The organism is Acinetobacter sp. V115_6 (assembly GCF_031799025.1).
Classification (GTDB): domain Bacteria; phylum Pseudomonadota; class Gammaproteobacteria; order Pseudomonadales; family Moraxellaceae; genus Acinetobacter; species Acinetobacter pittii.
Genome location: NZ_JAVQNO010000021.1, coordinates 1,637,608 through 1,657,277, shown reverse-complemented (window position 1 = coordinate 1,657,277; position 19,670 = coordinate 1,637,608). Strand labels below are relative to the sequence as shown.

Genomic DNA, 19,670 nt, shown 5'->3' with positions numbered 1-19,670 from the left:
ATCCTTTCACGTGTTTAGAGGCTTATAAACTTAGTTATTTTGATTTATAAATCAGTTTGAAAGATAAAAGTTTGAATAGAATTATAAATCACTGTTTTTATGACTATTATTAAATTTTAAATAATGCGTTTATCTGAAATATTGAATTTAAAAGACATAAATATCATAAGCTTAAACTCTAATACCTCACGCTTCATTCGATGTATATGTTATTGCTTGTGTCCAGTTAAATTATCTCGATATGCACCTGGGCTGACACCTGTCCATTTTTTAAAAGCACGGTGAAATGCACTTGGGTCATGGAAGCTTAAATCTTCACTAATATCTTGAATTGAGTCATTCGTTTTGCTTAAGCGTTGAACAGCAATATCACAGCGGATTTCATTTTTAATTTGTTGATAGCTTACACCTTCATGTTTCAGTCGACGTTGAACGGTGGCTTCTGAAATATTGAGTTGGTGAGCTACATCTTTGAGTTCGGGCCATTGTGCAGGGTGGAGTTTCAATAAATGGCGACGAATAAGTACACTTAAGGCATTTTCATTTTTAAAACGAACTAAAAGATTTTGCGGAGTTTGCTCTAAAAAATCATAAAGCGCTTTTTTATCTTTTTTAATTTTAATATCTAAATAGTGGGCATCGAACTCAACTCGATTTATCTCAGCATTAAATTGAATATCTTCACCAAAACGTACTAAATAGTCCTGAATATCGTTCGGTTTAGGACAACGTACCATAATAGTATTTAAACCAATTCGCTGGTCTACCAACCAGCACATAAGTCCGTGTACTAATATTAAAAAGGTTGCGTAGGTAAACATACGTTTAGGTTGTTCATGATCATGAATCACTAAATAAGCTTTTTCTTGTTCTCGAATGAGTTCTCCGTGCATATCATCTAAAACAAAGTTAAAAAACTTCAAAATATCGTAGAGTGCTTTTTCTAAAGTTTCAGCCGTACTGACGAGTTTAGTCAGTAATTTATAGCTTCCACGACGCATAGGGTGGCTATCCATCCCAAAAAACTCATCGTTCATGGCATTAGCAAGCTCTATCCACAATTGGGCATAGGTTGTAACAAGCACACGTGCCTTTGGAGACATCAGTAATTCAGCGGGGATGCCTGCTTTATTGAGAATTATTTGTGTATTTAAACCTTTGGCATAAGCCGCACTCAGTGCTTCATGTACTAGTGCAATCGAAATTGTGCCTTTACTTAAAGAAGATTGGACAACCATGTCAAAGACTCATATTTTCTTCATATATTTCAAGTGAAATACTACATATTTAAAATTTGGATTGATCAAAAGCTGCAAACATTTTGAGGCTTTTTGAAATTGTATCGGAAAACAACAACTTTTACTCTCACTACTAAGTTTAAAGAACATTTCTATAGGACATTACATAATGAAAATTCAAGGGAAACATTTCGTCATTACAGGTGGTGGCTCAGGTTTGGGTGCTGCAACAGCTGAGTATTTGATAAAGCAAGGTGCTTCGGTTACCTTGGTAGACATGAATATAGAAGCAGGCGAGCAACAAGCGAAACAGTTGGGGCCAAAAGCTGACTTTGTAAGACTTGATGTAACCGATGAAGCTGCTGCTGAACAGTTCTTTAAAGATGTGTTGGTCAAACATGGTCATTTGCATGGTTTGGTTAACTGTGCGGGTATTGGCCCTTCTGCAAAAGTGGTTGGTCGTGAAGGCGTACATGATTTGGCATTATTTTCAAAAACGCTGCAAATTAATGTTACAGGTACGTTTAACATGCTGCGTTTTTCAGCAGATGCAATGAGCAAAAACACGGTTGAAGAAGGTGAAGAAGACCGTGGTGTGATTGTAAACACTGCGTCTGTGGCGGCATTTGATGGTCAAATTGGTCAGGCAGCTTATTCAGCTTCTAAAGGCGCTATTGTGGCGATGACATTGCCAATCGCTCGTGAGCTTGCGCGACATGCCATTCGTATTATGACCATTGCACCGGGAATTATGGAAACCCCAATGCTTAAGGGGATGCCACAGAATGTACAGGATGCTTTGGGACAAATGGTGCCATATCCATCTCGTTTAGGAAAACCAGAAGAGTTTGCCCGTTTGGTGGCACATATTGCTGAAAACTCTTACTTAAATGGTGAAGTCATCCGTCTAGATGGTGCAATTCGTATGGCAGCAAAATAATAAAAATAAGGATGCTGAAATGATCTTAAATGCTGAACAAAGTATGGTTCAGGAGATGATGCGTAACTATGCGCAAAATCAGTTAAAACCAACAGCTGCACATCGCGATAAAACCCATGAATTTCCTGCTCAGGAATTAAAAGATTTAGGTGCACTAGGTGCTATGGGGATGACCGTGCCCGATGAATGGGGTGGTGCCGGAATGGACTATGTATCTTTAGTACTTGCAATTGAGGAAATTGCCGCAGGAGATGGTGCTATTTCGACAATTGTAAGCGTACAAAACTCTTTGATTTGCGGTATTACACTGGCATACGGTTCAGAGCAGCAAAAACAAACCTATTTGCCAAAATTTGCCTCTGGCGAATGGCTAGGATGCTTTTGTTTAACTGAGCCACATGTCGGTTCAGATGCAAGCGCGATTTTATGTAAAGCTGAGCGCGATGGCGACCATTGGGTGCTCAATGGCGTAAAACAATTTATCACCAGTGGTAAAAATGCCCAAGTGGCTTTGGTGTTTGCGGTCACCGATAAACAAGCGGGCAAAAAAGGAATCTCATGTTTTCTTGTACCGACCAATATACAAGGTTACTTGGTCACTCGTATTGAAGACAAAATGGGCCAACATGCTTCAGATACAGCTACTATTACTTTTGAGGACTGCCGAATTCCTTTAGAAAATTTGGTGGGACAAGAGGGTGAAGGTTATAAAATTGCATTATCTAATCTAGCGGCTGGACGTATTGGTATTGCAGCTCAATCGGTTGGAATGGCAAGAGCTGCTTTTGATGCTGCTGTCCAATACGCAAATGAGCGTAAAGCTTTTGGAGTCGAATTAGTTCAGCATCAGGCGGTTGGTTTCCGTTTAGCTGATATGGCGACCCAGATTGAAGCTGCGCATCAGTTGGTTTTGCATGCTGCAACTTTAAAAGATGCTGGGCTGCCTTGTTTAAAAGAAGCCTCAATGGCAAAGCTATTTGCATCTACTATGGCTGAGCGAGTGTGTTCGGATGCAATCCAGATTCATGGTGGTTATGGCTACGTGAGTGATTTCCCTGTAGAGAGAATTTATCGCGATGTTCGTGTAAGTCAGATTTATGAAGGTGCTTCTGATATTCAACGCTTGGTGATTGCTCGTGAAGTGGCTCAAGTTTAAGTATTAGATTTTTAAAAAATGTCGTTGACTGCAAAAAACCGCAATTGTTATGCGGTTTTTTGCAATTAAATGAAACTCACTTTTTAATGATTAAATTTGAGCTTTGACTTCTTCACCAATCAAATAAAAAGTTCCACCTGCAATATAGTGCAGGCTACGAAGTTCTTTCGGCGCATCTTGAAAATGCCAGTGCCCATCTTTAAAGACACGGCTATCTGCCCATGCACCTATAACAGAACCAATAAATAAATCATGAGCTGACTGATTATGCGGTTCAGAAATAAGTTTACATACAAGCCATGCGACGCAACCTGATACAAGTGGGCTAGGAAGTTCTTCTTGATAGAATAGCTCAACACCGCAATGCTCAAGTTTTTCTGGATCATCTAACTTACTAATGGTGCCAAGTTGATGAGTCAGATCGAGCTGTGCATAACAAGGAACTTGTAGTGTGAAATAGCCACTTTGCTCAACGAGCTGTCGTGTTTTAGTGCTTTTGTCGAGAACAACGGACACTTTGGCTGGTTTGAATTCTAAGGCACATGCCCATGCGGCAGCCATTACATTACTGTCGTCACCATGTTGTGCGGAAACAAGGACAGTTGGACCATGATTTAACAAACGATAGGCTTTTTCTAACTCTACAGGTGCAATATATGATTGGGACATATTTAGCCTAAGTAATACAGAAAATAGATAGTGTTATTGTTGCAGAAAGTGTGAGAGAAGTAATGTGATAGGGTATTAACCGAATAAAAAAGTTGTTTCCATTTTATAGCTTTCATAATAACGAACTTAGTCATAAAATCATTTCGCTTCTAAGTGAAAGGATTAACGCGTGACCGAGCTTCAAGATATCGATTTTGTAGAGTTAAGTGATGAAGAAATGCATCTCTATAGCCGTCAGATTTTACTTGATGGATGGGATATTGAAGCTCAGGAAAAACTCAAACTTGCTAATGCACTGATTGTCGGTGCCGGTGGAATAGGCTGTACCAGTGCGGAATTACTAGCGCGAGCAGGAGTTGGGAAAATTACATTGATTGATGCAGATACGATCGAGATAAGTAATTTACAACGACAAATCGCATTTGGTCATGAAGATATTGGTCGCTACAAGGCAGAGATTTTGGCTAAACGGTTACAGAAAATTAACCCTTATATCTGTGTTGAATACTACAACGAACGTTTAGACGAACATAACATTGATAGACTTATTGAACACCAAGATGTGGTTTTAGATGGCTGCGATAATTTTACAACCCGTTATCTGGTAAATGCAGCTTGTAAGAAACATCAGGTCGCATTAATTAGCGCTTCAGCAATTGGATTTCAGGCGCAAATGTTTATGGTTGAAGGAGATTCAGCTTGTTATGAATGCCTTTTTCCGAAAGAACAACATAGCAATGAAGGGCTGCGCTGTGCAGAGTCAGGGGTACTTGCAACCACCCCTGTAATGATAGCGTCATTACAATCACATCACACTTTGCTGTATTTAGGTTTAAATCGTGTACCTTTAAAGCAGAAACTATTATTGTGGGATGGTTTAAATATGACACAACGTATTGTTAGTTTTGATAAAGATGTAAATTGCCCACTTTGTCAGGCAAGCTAATCAGTAAATTAAACAAAATTTGCTACACTCAACCTGAATGATTTGGTTTTGAAGAAATATGAAAAAAAATATTTTGTTTGATGGGCTACGTTCAGTCGCCCGCATTGGTGAAACAGCAGTGGTTGCCGCCAAAGCTGGAATTAAATACGCAACTGAAAAACCAAGTAATGCCAAACTCATGCGAGAGACTTTTGAGTCCCTTGGTTCAACTTATATTAAGCTTGGTCAGTTTATTGCGAGTACGCCATCGCTTTTCCCACGTGAATATGTAGAAGAATTTCAAGGTTGTTTAGACCAGACACCAACACTACCATTTAGTTATATTCAAGGTGTGCTTGCATCTGAGTTTGAAGGACGTGATTTAAGCCAGATTTTTAGCTACATCGATGAAAAGCCATTAGCTTCTGCGTCAATTGCTCAGGTTCATGCAGCTAAGCTGACTACAGGTGAAGATGTTGTTATTAAAGTACAAAAGCCTGGCGTTGAAACCATTTTATATACGGACTTAAGTGTGGTGCATTGGGCTGCCAAGCTGCTTGAACGCGCAGTACCAAAGATCAAATTCGCAGCTCTTTCAGAAATTGTAGATGAAATTAAAAGCCGTATGGTTCGTGAAGTCGATTTCATTGAAGAAGCACAAAACCTAGATGATTTTGTGGAATATCTTAATATTTCACAAAATAAAGCAGCGACGGCACCTAAAGTTTATCATCAGTTTTCTACCCGCCGTGTTTTGACCATGCAACGTCTATACGGTGTGTCTTTGACTGACTTTAGTGTCGTAAAACAATATGCTAAAGATCCATCGCAAGTACTGATTACTGCTATGAATACATGGTTTGGTAGTCTCATGCTATGTAAGAGTTTCCATGCTGACTTACATGCTGGGAACTTAATGTTGCTTGAAGATGGGCGTATTGGTTTTATCGATTTTGGTATCGTGGGTCAGTTAAAACCTGAAGTTTGGACTGCATGTATTGCATTTATGGATGCCTTACAAAAGACTGATTATCAGGCAATGGCTGAAAATATGCTGAAAATGGGTATGACCCATAACAAAATTGACGTTCAGGTGTTGGCTCAAGATCTAGAGCGTTTGTTTAATGGCGTATTAATGGCCGATCCGCAACAGATCTTGTCTTCAAATCCAGCCGATTTAAATGACATCATGATGGATATGGTAGGTGTAGGTGAGCGCCACGGGATTAAATTCCCACGTGATTTTGCTTTATTATTTAAGCAAATGCTTTATTTCGATCGTTTTATGCGCGTACTCGCACCATATACTGATATTTATGCAGACCAGCGTTTGAAAATGGTTCAAAATATGGAACCTGCTTCGTTGTTAAAGCACTAAGGTCAGTTTAAATTTATGGATGCCATTATTATTGAAGGCTTGAAAGTTGAGACAGTGATTGGCTGTTTCAACTGGGAAAGACAAATCATTCAACCTTTAATGTTGGATTTAACCATTCATAATGATTTGAGCCGAGCAGCAGAGTCTGACAAGCTTGAGGACACTCTCAACTATGCGCAGATTTGTGAGTTATCGGCTCAAACCATTCAACAAGCTAAACCTGAATTAATCGAGCATGCAGCACATCTGGTTTTACAATGTTTGTTTGAAACCTTTCCATCAATTGAAAAAATTACCATAACCATCCGTAAGCCAGCCATCATTGCAGAAGCAAATGCTGTAGGAATTCGTCTTGAACGCACCAGAAACAATTTTTGCGCTCGCCCTAGCGAGTAATTTAGACGCAGATCAGCACTTTACTTTTGCTTATACGCAATTGGCAACATTGGGGAAAGTGCAGTTTTCATCTGTTTATCAAATTCCATGCCGAGATGGTATTGGAGATGATTATTGGAATTCGGCATGTCTATTGAGAAGCACTTTATCGTGTGACCAAATTGAATCTTTTCTAAAGAAACTTGAGTCAGATTCGGGTCGTGTTCGTCCGTCGCATCATATTTCTTTAGATGTAGATTTGATTGCATGGGGAAGTGATCTGGACCATATGCAATTTAATTCTAAAAAGCTACCTTTGGCACTCGATGTAAAAATTCCCTTATATGAACTTTGGCATTGTGAAACCTTAAAGGCTGATAACATGATTTATCCAGTCGTTAATTTTAAAGTTTAATACCCTTCAAACTAAATTTTATGCAAATTTTACGCGGGCTTTGGTTTCCTCAATAGAGAATTTACGGGCATTTTATCGATACTGGAATTCACTAAATTAGTGTTATTTCAGGACAATAAAGATGCTTATAAATTCTCAAATGCGCATCTTGCATCAGTCTGGCATTGTCTTATGCGGACTTAAAACAAATGATATTTCTCCATCTCTCCTTATTTCCAGTTTGGCAAATCAAGCCAAGGGATATAGAGGAGAATAGCCATGTTAGAACTTATACTTGTTTTATTTATTGCTATTTTTCTAGCATGGTGCCTCAGTAAATATCTATCCAAAGTGATGGCAAATCAGCCGATGTGGGGTGATGGATTATTTCGTTGGATTGAAAATCCTGTATACCGCTTATTAGGTGTATCTCCACAACAACAAATGAACTGGAAACAATATTCTCTAGCATTTGTTGTAAGCTGTATTTTTCTTGCAGTGGCTATTCTTGCTATTTTTATGACGCAAGCATGGCTACCATTAAACCCTAACCATGCACCAAATATGAGTTGGGATTTAGCGTTACACACGGTTATTTCATTTTTAACAAATACGAACCAACAACATTATTCTGGTCAAGCTCAATTATCTTATTTGTCGCAAATGACAGGTATTGTAGGTTTGCAAGTCATTACTCCAATGATGGGGCTGGCTTTGGTGGTCGCGACCTTAAGAGCTTTCTTTTATCAGCGCCCAAGCCATATTGCAGCCGATGTTGCCGAGCAGCCAGACCAAATTTTAATTGGTAACTATTGGGCAGATGTAATTCGCCCTACAGTCCGATTCTTGCTTCCTCTCTGTTTTGTCTGGTCATTGTTGCTTAACAGCCAAGGCGTGCCAGCAACTTTCCAAGGCGGGCCAGAAGTACAGCTTATTGATAAAGCTAATAGCGTTGAAACTCAAAAAATTCCTTTAGGACCAGTTGCGCCAATGGTGGCGATTAAGCAATTAGGTAGTAATGGTGGTGGTTGGTACGGTCCAAATAGTTCTGTGCCTTTAGAAAATCCAACACCATTTTCTAATTTACTAGAAATGATTGCGATCTTACTTATTCCAATCACAGTCATTTTTATGGTCGGGCATTTTACTCAGCGTAAAAAGTTTGCTTACTTTGTCTTTGGCAGCATGTTTTTCATGTCAATTATTTCAGGTGCAGCGGCTGTCTGGTCTGAGAGTATGTCATCGACAGCATCTCAATTTGCCGTAATGGAAGGTAAAGAACAACGATTTGGACCAGCAGCATCAGCAGTTTGGGCAGCGCTTACTACACAGGTAAATAACGGCTCGGTCAATATGATGCATGATTCTTCTGCGCCGCTTACTAGTTTAGTCGAACTCATCAATATGTTGATTAACGCGATTTGGGGTGGTGTGGGCTGTGGTCTGCAACAGTTTATGATTTATCTGTTACTTGCCGTATTTATTGCAGGTTTAATGACAGGCCGTACCCCTGAATTGTTTGGACGTAAGATTGAAGCAGCAGAAATTAAATTGCTCGCGATTATTATCTTGATTCAACCTTTAGTCATTCTTGCATTTACCGCATTAAGCCTCAGCGTTCCAGGCATATCTGGAATTAGTAATCCGGGACCACATGGTATTAGCCAAGTGTTCTACGAATATGTTTCTGCATTTGCCAACAATGGTTCAGGTTTTGAAGGTCTTGGAGACAACACTGTATGGTGGAATGTCACTTGTAGTATCGCTCTACTGTTAGGACGTTTTCCGACCTTAATTTTGCCATTAATGATTGCGACACGTTTAGCAGCAAAAAGAAAAGCACCCGAAACAGCAGGTAGTCTTCAGGTTGAAACTCCAACCTTTGCTTTAACGCTGATTACGATTGTTGTGTTGCTTACCTTATTACAATTTATGCCAGTTCTTGTCCTTGGGCCTATTGCCGATCAACTTTTGTTGGTTAAAGGCTAAGGAGGCGAGTGAAAATGAATACACAAACTCATGTAAATAGCCATAAACAAACCATGGCAGTGCCAAATTTTGAAGTTTGGAAAAATGCATTTGTGAAACTGCTACCGCAGCATGCAATTAAAAACCCTGTGATGGCAATTGTATGGCTTGGAACAGTGGTTACAGCATTTAGTACAGTCTTGGGTTACACCACGCTGTTATTTGGTTTCACGGTTACAGCAATTCTGTTTATTACCATTTTATTTGCTAATTATGCTGAAGCGGTTGCAGAGGCCAGAGGTCGTGGACAGGCATCTTCATTACGTGCAGCAAGAGAAAATTTAACGGCTCGAAGACTCAACTCTTTGACAGACCGTCAAACCACTCAAGTTGCAGCTACTGAACTTCATTTAAATGATTTTATTGAAGTACATGCAGGTGAGCTTGTTCCAGCCGACGGTGAGATTGTAGAAGGCTTTGCCACTATTAATGAATCGGCTGTTACAGGTGAGTCAGCACCTGTGTTACGTGAAGCTGGAACAGACCGTTCAGGTGTTATTGGTGGAACCAAAGTTCTGACAGATCGTATTGTTGTGCAAGTGACTGCTGAATCTGGTCAAAGTTTCTTAGACCGTATGATTGCTTTGGTTGAAGGCTCAAATCGCCAGAAAACTCCGAATGAGATTGCACTTGGCTTCTTGTTAATGGTGATGACAATCACGTTTTTAATTGTCGTGATTAGCCTGCCATTTATTGCCAAGTATTTGCATATTGAACTTGATCCAGTTGTGCTCGTGGCGTTATTGGTCTGCTTGATTCCTACAACCATTGGTGGTTTGTTACCTGCGATTGGTATTGCGGGTATGAACCGTGCGCTCAAAGCCAATGTTTTGGCAAAATCAGGTAAAGCGGTAGAAGTTGCGGGTGACATTGATGTGCTTTTACTCGATAAAACAGGAACCATTACTTATGGTGACCGTCAAGCGACTTCTTTTTATCCTTTAACTTCGGTAACCGAGTCTGAGTTGAGAGCTGCTGCTTGGGTAAGTTCACTTGCTGACCCAACACCAGAAGGGAAGTCGATTGTTAAGTTAGCAAAAGAGCAAGGTTTAAAACAGCAAGAACCTGAACAAGCCGAATTTATCTCTTTTAGTGCTTCGACTCGAATTTCTGGTGTGAATTTACCGAATGGTGATCAAATTCGTAAAGGTGCTTTAGATGCGATCTTGAAGTTTGTAGATGAAGATTATTCTCAAGATTTGGAATTAAAAGCGCGTGTTGAACAAGTTGCCAAAAAAGGGGCAACACCATTGGTTGTCGCAAATCAACACCATGTATTGGGCGTAATTGAACTCTCAGATGTAATTAAACACGGCATTAAAGAACGTTTTGCTCGTTTAAGAGAAATGGGCATTAAAACCGTTATGGTTACAGGTGATAACCCATTAACTGCGGCCGCGATTGCTGCTGAAGCTGGTGTAGATGATTATATTGCCGAAGCAAAACCAGAAGACAAATTGGCTTGTATTCGTACTGAACAACAACAAGGTCGTTTAGTTGCGATGGTCGGTGATGGAACAAACGATGCGCCAGCATTAGCGCAAGCTGATATTGGTTTAGCCATGAACTCGGGTACACAAGCTGCAAAAGAAGCCGGCAACATGGTTGATTTAGACTCTGACCCGACCAAACTACTTGCTGTGGTTGAGATTGGGAAACAGCAGCTGATTACCCGTGGTGCTTTAACAACATTTTCGTTAGCAAACGACGTCTCTAAATACTTTGCCATCTTGCCTGCATTGTTCGCTGCTGCGATTCCACAAATGCAAGTATTGAATGTAATGCACTTAGCAAGTCCAAGCAGTGCGATTTTATCTGCATTAATTTTTAACGCGATTATTATCCCGCTATTAATTCCAATCGCACTCCGAGGCGTGAAATTTAAACCTTCAACGGCAACTCAGTTATTACGTCGGAATATGTTGATTTATGGTGTGGGCGGTGTGGTTCTGCCATTCCTTGCCATTAAAGCGATTGATGTAGTGATTGTTCAATTATTTGGTTTGTAATCTGGAGTTTGAAATGAAAACTTATGTACAAAATTCAGAAGCAAATTTGGGTCAGACCTTAAGAGCATCTTTGGGATTATTAATTTTTACCTTAGTTGGCTGTGGCGCTGCTTATAGTGCAATTGCTACAGGTGCGGGACAGGTGTTATTTAACAATCAAGCGAATGGTAGTTTGATTGAAATAGATCATAGAGTTTTAGGGTCAAAATTAGTTGCTCAGCCATTTGTTGGAGAGGCTTATTTTCATCCGCGTCCTTCAGCAATTGCTTATGACCCGATGGCGATGGCAGGTACAAACTTAGCGCGTACTAATCCTGAACTACAGCAACAAATTGATGCTCAGATTCTTGCTGTGAAAAAACAAGACCACACGGGCAATACACCTATTCCAAGTGATTTGGTGACTAAATCGGGGAGTGGTATCGATCCGCATATTAGTCCTGAATCTGCTCAGTTACAGGTTGCTCGAGTGGCTCAAGCTCGTCATTTAGATCCTAAGGTTGTGGAAGAGCTTTTGCAAAAGTATGTTGAACCGAAGCAGTTTGGTGTATTGGGGCAAGCTCGTGTTAATGTATTACAGCTCAATATTGCTTTAGATCAATTACAATCTACACATTAACTTAAAAATAAAGTTGTTAGTTTACCGGATGATATCAAGTGCAAAGCAATCGCGAAAATCAGGCTGAGGCCTTATTAAATCATGTCAACAGATATCAAGCCGGTCGACTAACGGTCTTTCTTGGTGCGGCACCGGGTGTTGGAAAAACCTATGCCATGCTTGCCCGCGCCAAAGAATTATTTCAACAGGGCACAGATGTTGTTGTTGGTATTGTTGAAACCCATGGAAGAATCGAAACTCTAAAAATTTTGGAAGGGTTGCCTCAGATTGCTAGAAAAGAAATGCAATATCAGGGGCATATTTTAGAAGAAATGGACTTGGATGCTATTTTACTTAGGCATCCGCAAATCGTTTTGGTTGATGAATTGGCTCATCGCAACGTCCCAAATAGTCGTCATGAACGACGGTGGCAAGATGTTAATGAGTTGCTAGACGCTGGTATTGATGTATTTACCACTATAAATATTCAACATTTAGAAAGTTTAAATGATGTGGTCTATCAAATTACAGGCATTCGAGTAAATGAAACAGTACCAGATCGGGTATTTGATCGTATTCGAGACATCCGCTTAATTGATTTACCCGTCAGTGAGCTTATTGAAAGGCTCCATCAAGGAAAAGTCTATGTGCCAGAGCAAGCAAATCTGGCATTACAAGGCTTTTTTAGCATTTCAAATTTAACAGCATTACGTGAACTCGCAATGCAATGCGTTGCTGAGCATGTCGATTCAGACTTAAAAGAGAGTTATGCCTCGAAGGGCTTGAAATCTATATCGTTGCAAAATGAATTGATGATTGCGATAGATGGGCAAGGCTCTTCTGAATATTTAGTGCGAGCAGGCTGCCGCTTAGCAGAACGTAATGGTGCTACATGGACTGTAGTGAATGTTGCTAGAAGTTTGGACTTTGGGCTGAGTTCAGTGAGCTCTTATAAAAAAGAATACATCGAAATTGACCGTGCGTTTGAGTTGGCTCGACAACTCGGTGGTCGAACTGAAGTTTTATATGGCCATCGAGTTGCGTCAGTGTTAATGGATGCCGCTGTTGATCGAGGTATTTCCAATCTTGTCATTGGTAAAAGTATTTCACCGTGGTGGTTAAAGTTATTTAAGAAAAATTTAGCTCAGCAATTATTAAATCAAGAAAACTCGATTGCTTTAACCATTTTGCACCCAGAACAGGGCACTAAAAAGATTAATCAGCTCAAAAAGCCTTCATTTTTATCATTAAAAGAAAGCATTTTTGTTTTAGCTGTGACGTGCGGTAGCATTTTTCTAGCTCACTTTACCGAAGTTCTATTTGGTATTGAAGACTTCTCTGTCATTTTTATTATTTCTGTTTTAATTGTTGCAACTAAGACCCGAATGTTAGCTGCTGTAGTGGCAGCCTTAATATGTTTCTTGGCCTATAATTTTTTCTTTATTGCCCCGCGTTATACCTTTCAGATTTCAGCACACCAAGGGGTAGTCACCGTTGTTGCTTTTTTTGCAGCAGCTTTAATTGCTGGCCGTTTAGCTTCTCAGTTACGCCAGCAAGTTTTATCTTTAAAAGCTGCGAATGCTTACACTATGGTAATGCAAGACTTAGCACGTAAACTTTCTAGTGCAGTAAACCTTGAAGAAGTCATGCAAACAGGACGTATGACTTTAGAAACACAACTTCAAACTAAAGTGTGGATTTCTATTCGAGATAAGGTAATTTCATCTGATATTGAGCTAAATGATAAAGAAAAAGTAGCCGCAGAATGGTGTTTGAAACACAAGCAGCCGTGTGGGCGTTTTACCGATACTCTGAGTCAGTCAAACTGGTGGTTTTTACCTCTTTTAGAACAAAAAAATAGCCTAGGTATTGTGGGAATTTACTTTAAGGATGAAGTGGTTTCCTTAAATTTTGAGCAAAAAAAATTGACTGAAAGTGTAATTGAGTACATTGCACAGGCAGTACTTCGAACCCAATTGGTGAATGAGCTTGAACAAGCAAAAGTCACCAGTGAAACAGAGCGCTTACGTTCTGCTTTATTATCTTCGGTATCGCATGATTTACGCTCGCCACTTGCTTCTATTATTGGGGCAGCAGACACGCTTGCCAATTTTAAAGCTGAAATGTCAGAACAAGACCAACAAGATCTGCTTGAAACAATTCATTTAGAAGGTGAACGCTTAGACCGTTATATTCAAAACTTGCTTGATATGACTCGTTTGGGACATGAAGGTCTAACTTTAAAAAGAGACTGGATTGGAGTAGATGAATTAATTGGTTCGGCAACTCGCCGTTTAAAGCGCTATAAACCAGATACACAAGTGGTCGTTCAGTTACCTGAGCAACCGATTAGTTTGTATGTTCACCCTGCACTGGTAGAGCAAGCTATTTTTAATGTTTTAGAAAATGCCGCAAACTTTTCACCTCCAGATGAACCAGTCATGATTCGTGCTCATCTTGTGTCAGAAGATGAAGTAAAAATTGAAATTGAAGATAGAGGAGCGGGAATTCCTGAAGACGAAAGACATCGTATTTTCGATATGTTTTACACGATGGAACGAGGAGACCGTGGAAAGTTTGGTACTGGTTTAGGGCTTACAATCGTAAAAGCGATTATTGGTGCTCATATGGGTACAATAGAAGCATTTTCAGGGCGCCAAAATAAAGGTACTTTAATTCAAATCAGATTACCCATTCACCCAGTAAAAGAATAAGTTGTAAATTCATGATAAGTTCCGAAACCTTACCTGTAGAAACACGTATTGTGATTATTGATGATGAGCCTCAAATTCGTAAATTTCTAGACATTGCTTTAAGAACTCAAAAATATAAAACCACGCTCTGCGAAACGGGGTACAAAGGCCTAGAGGCTTTGGCAACCCAAGGGGCTGATTTGGTGATTCTAGACTTAGGCTTACCCGATTTAGATGGAAAAGAAGTGCTTCAAGAATTACGTAGCTGGTCGAACGTTCCCGTTATTGTGTTATCTGTACGTGCTGATGAATATGAAAAAGTTGCCTTGCTAGACGCAGGGGCAAATGACTACATGACCAAGCCTTTTAGTGTGCAAGAGCTTTTGGCGCGCATACGTGTCATTTTAAGAAATCAACCGATTCAACAAGAAGCTCATGTGTATGACGATGGCTATCTCAAGGTTGATGTCATGCAACGTTTAGTTTGGATCGAGCAACAATCAATTACTTTAACTCGAAAAGAGTTTCAGCTTTTGACGTTATTAATGCGCTATCAAGGGCAGCTTTTAACACAGCCTCAGCTCTTAAAAGAGCTATGGGGACCCACCCATCAGGAAGATACGCACTATTTACGTATTTTAGTGGGCAAGTTACGCAGTAAACTGGGGGATAACGCGATTCAGCCACGTTATATTGCTACTGAACCAGGTGTTGGGTTACGTTTTTTAGCTAAACAGAAAAATCATTAATTAGATATAAAAAAACCTTAGGGTATTTCTCCCTAAGGGTTTGCAAAGTGGTTTATAGTTTTTTTGCTCTTTTTATTTATATATCCCAATGTTGTTCTGCTTCAGTCATTTGACTGTAAATATTTTGATATTCAGCCTGTTTAACCGTGTACCAATGTTCTACAAAGTCTGCCCCTAAATACCCTTTTAAAATAAGACTTCCTTTAAATATTTTTAAGGCTTCCGGCTGATTGTTGGCTAATAAAATGTGCTCGTCTGGAAACTTTAAAAGATGTGCAGGTTTTGGCAGCGGTAATTTATGAGATAAGCCATAAGATACGCCCGCTAAAATAGTCGCTGTAACCAGATAGGGATTACAGTCAGCTCCAGCAACACGATATTCTAAGCGTTGATTTTGTACATCTGAGCATGGAATTCGGATTGCAACATTTCGGTTGTTAGTATCCCAATTGGCTTCTAATGGCACGTGATGACCAATTTTAAAACGTCTATAAGAATTAATATTAGGCGCTAAAATCGCCATAGATGCAGGCATTAACTCAATTAGGCCACTAATCGCGCTCAATAATTTGACTGAAAGCTCATCTTTTTCTACTTTTGAACTAAATATATTTTCATGGTATTGATTAAGCATGCTCATATGAAAATGCATACCACTACCAGCCTTTGATAAGTTCGGTTTCGCCATGAAACAGGCAGTTAGGTCATGCTTTCTTGCAACTTGTTTTACAATTCTTTTTAAGGCATTAATTTGATCACAAAGCTTCAAGATGTCATGGCTGTGTTGAAGATTTAATTCGTATTGTCCAGGGGATGATTCCGCAACAATAGCGGTAATTTCAATTGATTGTAGTAAGGCTGCTTTTTCAACTTCATCTAGGACTTGTTGGTAGTTATTTGGCGCATCTATATCAAAACATTGGTTTTCTATGCAGGTTTCAGACTGATGCTGAGGTGAGAAAAGGTAAAACTCTAGCTCGGCAGCCATGACAGGAAAATAATTATTAGCATGTAACTGATTTAATAATTTTTTTAATATATTACGTGGTTCATAGCGACAGTCTGAACTATCTTCTTCTTGCATTGATAGGTAAAGCTGAGCATTTAATTCTGGGGATAAGGCACTTGGTTGCAAGCTGCCTAAAATGGGCAGGCAAAGTCTATCTGGTTCACCAATATATTTTCCCAGGCCTGTTTCTTCAATCACTTTTCCATCCAGACTCATGGCATAAACAGAAAGTGGAAAATAACATCCATGAGAGAGATTTTTGAGGCTTTTAACGTCAATTCGTTTACCACGAATATGCCCGTTTAAGTCGTGTAGACAAATATCAATGTGCTGAGTGTGTGGATATAAACTTAAATATTCATCAACTTCTTTTAAAAAAAGATCTGATTGGAAAGTACCAGATTGTGTCGGAGGAATAAAATTATCTGATATTTTAAATGCCTTAAATTGAGGATCTTTTAAGTTTAAATTTGGGTAAATAAGTGTACTCATTATAAAAAACCTTGGTGGTTATTTAGCTAAAATCCTAACGTAACCTTTGAAGTTAATCTCGTAAAAAAAGAGTAAAATGATGAAAGGTTTTTTTATGGGGTTTATTGTTTTTATTTATTAATAATCAATGTCTTGAGCCTAATTTTTATAATCAATTTTTAAAGTAAAATTAGCGTATAAGAGCAGTCAGCGCATTATAAAATTCTACTGATTTCTCTTTTTAAAATTAAACAAAGCTAAAAATTTAAGCTTCTCATTTGGTGAGATGGTCAAACTGCTTTAAACTTAAATGCTTATCCAGTTAAACATTTATTTATAAATCTTGAATTGAGCAAGGCTTATATAGCACATGTACTGGAATTTTATTTTTTGCGTTTTTTAATTTTATTTTTGAGTTTTCTTAATATGAAAAATATCGGTTTAGCCATTTTAGCAATCAGCCTTTCAGGTTGTGCTGCAATGAGCGTAGAAGAATGTAAGACTGCGAATTGGTCATTAGTGGGTGAGAAAGATGGTTCAAAGGGGTCTTCGCCACGTTTAGATCAATATTATAAAGCGTGTGGAAAAGCCAATATTGTTCCAGATCAAAAGTCATATGAACGTGGGTATAAAGAGGGCTTAGGGTATTATTGCCAGCCATCAAATATTTTTTATAATGCTTTAGAGGGTAACGGCAATATTAATGTATGCCCAATCGAGCAGCGTAATCGTTTAAGACCTTATTATCGAGCAGCTTCCGATTACTACAATGCAAAAGCTGAATATGATCGTTATGACGAGAAGTTTAAGCAATATTCTGATAATGCTTACAACGAAAAATTAAAGCCAGAAGAGCGCGAACGCTATCGTAAACTTTTAAGAGAATTACAAATTGATCGTGACCGTATTAACAGAAACTATTGGAACTCAATTCGAGATATCGAACGTTTCAAATATGATCATGGATTAAAATAATATTTTAAAAAAGGATTGATCTGAATGAGATCAATCCTTTGTTTTTTAAAGATAATAACTGGTTTTTGTCATTAACTTTGAAATAGCAGTCATCGTAATTTTTACTGCATATGGTAATTCAACACCGCCTGCTTCAAGTGCAGTATGACGGTGATGCAATTCATCTTCATTCATTTGCTCTAAAATTTTACGAGAGCGTTCATCTTGAGCAGGTAACTGGTTTAAGTGATCTTGTAAATGCAGACTAACCTGACGTTCAGTTTCAGCAACAAAACCTAAGCTATATTTGTCACCAGCAATACCGGCAAGGGCACCCATGCCATATGACAATCCGTACCAGATTGGATTTAACAAACTTGTATGACTGTTTAATTCTTTTAAACGATCTTCACACCAAGCTAAATGATCTTGTTCTTCAATCGCTGCTTGTTGCATTTCTTGGCGGACATTTGGCAATTTCGCCGTTAATGCTTGCCCATGGTAAAGTGCTTGAGCACATACTTCACCACTGTGGTTAACACGCATTAAACCTGCGACATGGCGAGCATCTTCTACACCAAGTTTTGTTTCTACTGTTTCAGCTGGATTTTGACGCTGTGCTGCTGTTGCACCCGGAACAAGACTACGCAATGCCTGATCAAATGAGTTAATAAGTTGATCAATTCCAGTATAGTGGCGCATAAATTAGTCCTCTAAAGAAAGGTGGGCTGTGGCAAGCATTGGTTTTAGTCTAGCGAGAAGCCAGATACTAAAGATTGCACTAAGTACAGCTGTAATAATAAATAGTATTTTAATATCAATTTTTAAAACACTTAAGATTAAGATTGAAAAAATTGCAGAAGAAACCATAAAAACGGCATTTAAGATATTGTTCGCTGCAACAACACGTGCACGATGTGAACGTGGTGAATAAGCCTGCATCATGGCATATAGGGGAACAATATAAAAACCACCACTAATACCCAATAAAGTCACAGCAATCATGACATGGTAGTAAACCCAGCCTTGGGTAAAAACGTCTTTTAAGGTAAGTAATGCCCCAGTTCTTTCGGGTACAAAAGCTAAACTGGCAGCAAGGTAGAGCGCAAAAACAGTAAGGCCAATTGCACCAATCGGCACCATTTTAATATTAATTTCTGAACCACCAATTTTACGGCAAAGAAGAGAACCCACACCAATACCAACTGAAAAGAAAGTCAGTAACAGGCTAACGACATTTTCTGATGCATGAAGGTTTTGCTGGGTAAGCTGCGGAATTTGAGTTAAATAAGTCGCGCCATAAAACCAGTACCATGAGTTGCCTAGCAAAATTGTGAATACTAGCGGTAAGCTTTTGGCATATTTAATGGTTTGAAAGCTTGTACGGATAAAATTCCAGTCAATCTTTAAGTCAGGTGCAGCAACTTTTTGCGGCAAAATGAAGCGGCTAAATAAATAGCCTATGCAAGCAATAGCCACTACGGTGATACTAATCCACAATAAATTACCATCTGATGAGGCAATTACGGCACCACCTAAGATCATCCCGAACAAGATCGCCATGGATGTGCCAGATTGAAATAGCGCATTACCGGACATTAACTCGCTCGGTTTTAAGATTTCAGGCAAAATTGCGTATTTAATCGGACCGAAGAACGTCGAATGTGTACCCATCAAAAATAAAGCAAAAAGAAGTAGCCATAAGTTTCCTAACAGGAAACCTGCAGTACCGATGAGCATAATGATGATTTCTAAAATTTTAATACCACGGACGAGTTGAGATCGTTCGTATTTGTCGGCAATTTGTCCAGCTGTGGCTGAAAAAAAGAAATATGGCAGAATAAACAAGAGGGCTGCCAAATTATTAAGAGTACTTACGGGAGCAGATTGTTGCTGAATCCATCCATAAGTAATCACCAATAATAAAGCTTGCTTAAAAACGTTATCATTTAATGCGCCAAAAAACTGGGTAAAAAACATCGGTACAAACCGACGTGAGGTCATCAGGTGCTCATCTTGTTTCATCATGTGCAAACTTCATTGTGTTTTATAAAAAAATGTGACCGAGTGTTAATTTGCATCGA

17 protein-coding genes are annotated in these 19,670 nt (G+C 39.1%); 12 read left to right on the top strand and 5 right to left on the bottom strand.

Annotation, left to right across the window (positions count from 1 at the left end):
• Window positions 1-209 precede the first annotated feature (209 nt).
• Window positions 210-1,238 carry an AraC family transcriptional regulator gene (locus RMA94_RS16230; RefSeq protein WP_311083771.1) on the bottom strand — a complete coding sequence of 343 codons (1,029 nt, stop codon included), beginning with the start codon at window positions 1,236-1,238 and terminating at the stop codon, window positions 210-212.
• A gap of 169 nt (window positions 1,239-1,407) precedes the next feature.
• On the opposite strand from RMA94_RS16230, the gene RMA94_RS16225 reads away from it, so the two are divergent.
• Together RMA94_RS16225 and RMA94_RS16220 are read left to right on the top strand one after the other, a co-directional pair.
• Window positions 1,408-2,178, top strand: a complete 771-nt coding sequence (locus tag RMA94_RS16225; protein ID WP_311083770.1) for a 3-hydroxyacyl-CoA dehydrogenase — start codon at window positions 1,408-1,410, stop codon at window positions 2,176-2,178.
• A 19-nt stretch (window positions 2,179-2,197) separates the two neighbouring features.
• The gene (locus RMA94_RS16220; RefSeq protein ID WP_311083769.1) at window positions 2,198-3,334 is read left to right on the top strand and encodes an acyl-CoA dehydrogenase family protein; all 1,137 of its coding nucleotides are present in this window, start codon (window positions 2,198-2,200) and stop codon (window positions 3,332-3,334) included.
• A 90-nt stretch (window positions 3,335-3,424) separates the two neighbouring features.
• Here RMA94_RS16220 and RMA94_RS16215 read toward each other — a convergent pair whose 3' ends face one another.
• A complete protein-coding gene (locus RMA94_RS16215) occupies window positions 3,425-4,003 on the bottom strand; it encodes a flavin reductase family protein (RefSeq protein WP_311083768.1) in 579 nt (192 codons plus the stop codon).
• 169 nt (window positions 4,004-4,172) lie between these two features.
• On the opposite strand from RMA94_RS16215, the gene RMA94_RS16210 reads away from it, so the two are divergent.
• From RMA94_RS16210 to RMA94_RS16170, 9 genes are all read left to right on the top strand, one after another.
• Window positions 4,173-4,949, top strand: a complete 777-nt coding sequence (locus tag RMA94_RS16210) for a HesA/MoeB/ThiF family protein (protein ID WP_130172412.1) — start codon at window positions 4,173-4,175, stop codon at window positions 4,947-4,949.
• A gap of 58 nt (window positions 4,950-5,007) precedes the next feature.
• Window positions 5,008-6,306, top strand: coding sequence for an AarF/ABC1/UbiB kinase family protein (locus tag RMA94_RS16205; protein ID WP_002119658.1), 1,299 nt, complete (start codon window positions 5,008-5,010; stop codon window positions 6,304-6,306).
• 15 nt (window positions 6,307-6,321) lie between these two features.
• Window positions 6,322-6,702 (top strand): dihydroneopterin aldolase, encoded by a 381-nt coding sequence (folB, locus tag RMA94_RS16200; protein ID WP_000338783.1) that lies wholly within the window; start codon window positions 6,322-6,324, stop codon window positions 6,700-6,702.
• Window positions 6,659-7,096 (top strand): 2-amino-4-hydroxy-6-hydroxymethyldihydropteridine diphosphokinase, encoded by a 438-nt coding sequence (locus tag RMA94_RS16195; RefSeq protein ID WP_151282953.1) that lies wholly within the window; start codon window positions 6,659-6,661, stop codon window positions 7,094-7,096. Before folB ends, RMA94_RS16195 begins: the two co-directional genes overlap by 44 nt.
• 258 nt (window positions 7,097-7,354) lie before the next feature.
• The gene (gene kdpA / locus RMA94_RS16190; RefSeq protein ID WP_311083767.1) at window positions 7,355-9,064 is read left to right on the top strand and encodes a potassium-transporting ATPase subunit KdpA; all 1,710 of its coding nucleotides are present in this window, start codon (window positions 7,355-7,357) and stop codon (window positions 9,062-9,064) included.
• An 8-nt stretch (window positions 9,065-9,072) separates the two neighbouring features.
• Window positions 9,073-11,112, top strand: coding sequence for a potassium-transporting ATPase subunit KdpB (gene kdpB / locus RMA94_RS16185; protein WP_081312862.1), 2,040 nt, complete (start codon window positions 9,073-9,075; stop codon window positions 11,110-11,112).
• A 13-nt stretch (window positions 11,113-11,125) separates the two neighbouring features.
• Window positions 11,126-11,731 (top strand): potassium-transporting ATPase subunit KdpC, encoded by a 606-nt coding sequence (gene kdpC / locus RMA94_RS16180; protein ID WP_202732230.1) that lies wholly within the window; start codon window positions 11,126-11,128, stop codon window positions 11,729-11,731.
• A 38-nt stretch (window positions 11,732-11,769) separates the two neighbouring features.
• A complete protein-coding gene (locus RMA94_RS16175) occupies window positions 11,770-14,424 on the top strand; it encodes a sensor histidine kinase KdpD (RefSeq protein WP_311083766.1) in 2,655 nt (884 codons plus the stop codon).
• Window positions 14,425-14,435: 11 nt separating this feature from the next.
• Window positions 14,436-15,152, top strand: a complete 717-nt coding sequence (locus RMA94_RS16170; protein WP_151302440.1) for a response regulator — start codon at window positions 14,436-14,438, stop codon at window positions 15,150-15,152.
• Window positions 15,153-15,228: 76 nt separating this feature from the next.
• Here RMA94_RS16170 and RMA94_RS16165 read toward each other — a convergent pair whose 3' ends face one another.
• Window positions 15,229-16,653, bottom strand: coding sequence for a glutamine synthetase family protein (locus tag RMA94_RS16165; protein ID WP_130172414.1), 1,425 nt, complete (start codon window positions 16,651-16,653; stop codon window positions 15,229-15,231).
• A gap of 405 nt (window positions 16,654-17,058) precedes the next feature.
• Here RMA94_RS16165 and RMA94_RS16160 point away from each other — a divergent pair, with 405 nt between their 5' ends.
• Window positions 17,059-17,607: a DUF2799 domain-containing protein gene (locus RMA94_RS16160; protein ID WP_130172415.1), complete on the top strand. Its 549-nt coding sequence runs from the start codon at window positions 17,059-17,061 to the stop codon at window positions 17,605-17,607.
• A gap of 45 nt (window positions 17,608-17,652) precedes the next feature.
• Here the strand turns inward: RMA94_RS16160 and coq7 are convergent, their stop codons facing one another.
• Entirely contained in the window at window positions 17,653-18,288 is a 636-nt protein-coding gene (gene coq7, locus RMA94_RS16155; RefSeq protein WP_002119684.1) for a 2-polyprenyl-3-methyl-6-methoxy-1,4-benzoquinone monooxygenase, read from the bottom strand.
• A gap of 3 nt (window positions 18,289-18,291) precedes the next feature.
• Window positions 18,292-19,614 carry an MFS transporter gene (locus tag RMA94_RS16150; RefSeq protein ID WP_130172416.1) on the bottom strand — a complete coding sequence of 441 codons (1,323 nt, stop codon included), beginning with the start codon at window positions 19,612-19,614 and terminating at the stop codon, window positions 18,292-18,294.
• Window positions 19,615-19,670 lie beyond the last annotated feature (56 nt).

What these genes read in the sequence shown, in the direction of transcription:
- RMA94_RS16230 (WP_311083771.1), bottom strand. Translation starts at nt 1,238, where the DNA reads ATGGTTGTCCAATCTTCTTTAAGTAAAGGCACAATTTCGATTGCACTA.
- RMA94_RS16225 (WP_311083770.1), top strand. Translation starts at nt 1,408, where the DNA reads ATGAAAATTCAAGGGAAACATTTCGTCATTACAGGTGGTGGCTCAGGT.
- RMA94_RS16220 (WP_311083769.1), top strand. Translation starts at nt 2,198, where the DNA reads ATGATCTTAAATGCTGAACAAAGTATGGTTCAGGAGATGATGCGTAAC.
- RMA94_RS16215 (WP_311083768.1), bottom strand. Translation starts at nt 4,003, where the DNA reads ATGTCCCAATCATATATTGCACCTGTAGAGTTAGAAAAAGCCTATCGT.
- RMA94_RS16205 (WP_002119658.1), top strand. Translation starts at nt 5,008, where the DNA reads ATGAAAAAAAATATTTTGTTTGATGGGCTACGTTCAGTCGCCCGCATT.
- folB (WP_000338783.1), top strand. Translation starts at nt 6,322, where the DNA reads ATGGATGCCATTATTATTGAAGGCTTGAAAGTTGAGACAGTGATTGGC.
- kdpA (WP_311083767.1), top strand. Translation starts at nt 7,355, where the DNA reads ATGTTAGAACTTATACTTGTTTTATTTATTGCTATTTTTCTAGCATGG.
- kdpC (WP_202732230.1), top strand. Translation starts at nt 11,126, where the DNA reads ATGAAAACTTATGTACAAAATTCAGAAGCAAATTTGGGTCAGACCTTA.
- RMA94_RS16170 (WP_151302440.1), top strand. Translation starts at nt 14,436, where the DNA reads ATGATAAGTTCCGAAACCTTACCTGTAGAAACACGTATTGTGATTATT.
- RMA94_RS16165 (WP_130172414.1), bottom strand. Translation starts at nt 16,653, where the DNA reads ATGAGTACACTTATTTACCCAAATTTAAACTTAAAAGATCCTCAATTT.
- RMA94_RS16160 (WP_130172415.1), top strand. Translation starts at nt 17,059, where the DNA reads ATGAAAAATATCGGTTTAGCCATTTTAGCAATCAGCCTTTCAGGTTGT.
- coq7 (WP_002119684.1), bottom strand. Translation starts at nt 18,288, where the DNA reads ATGCGCCACTATACTGGAATTGATCAACTTATTAACTCATTTGATCAG.
- RMA94_RS16150 (WP_130172416.1), bottom strand. Translation starts at nt 19,614, where the DNA reads ATGATGAAACAAGATGAGCACCTGATGACCTCACGTCGGTTTGTACCG.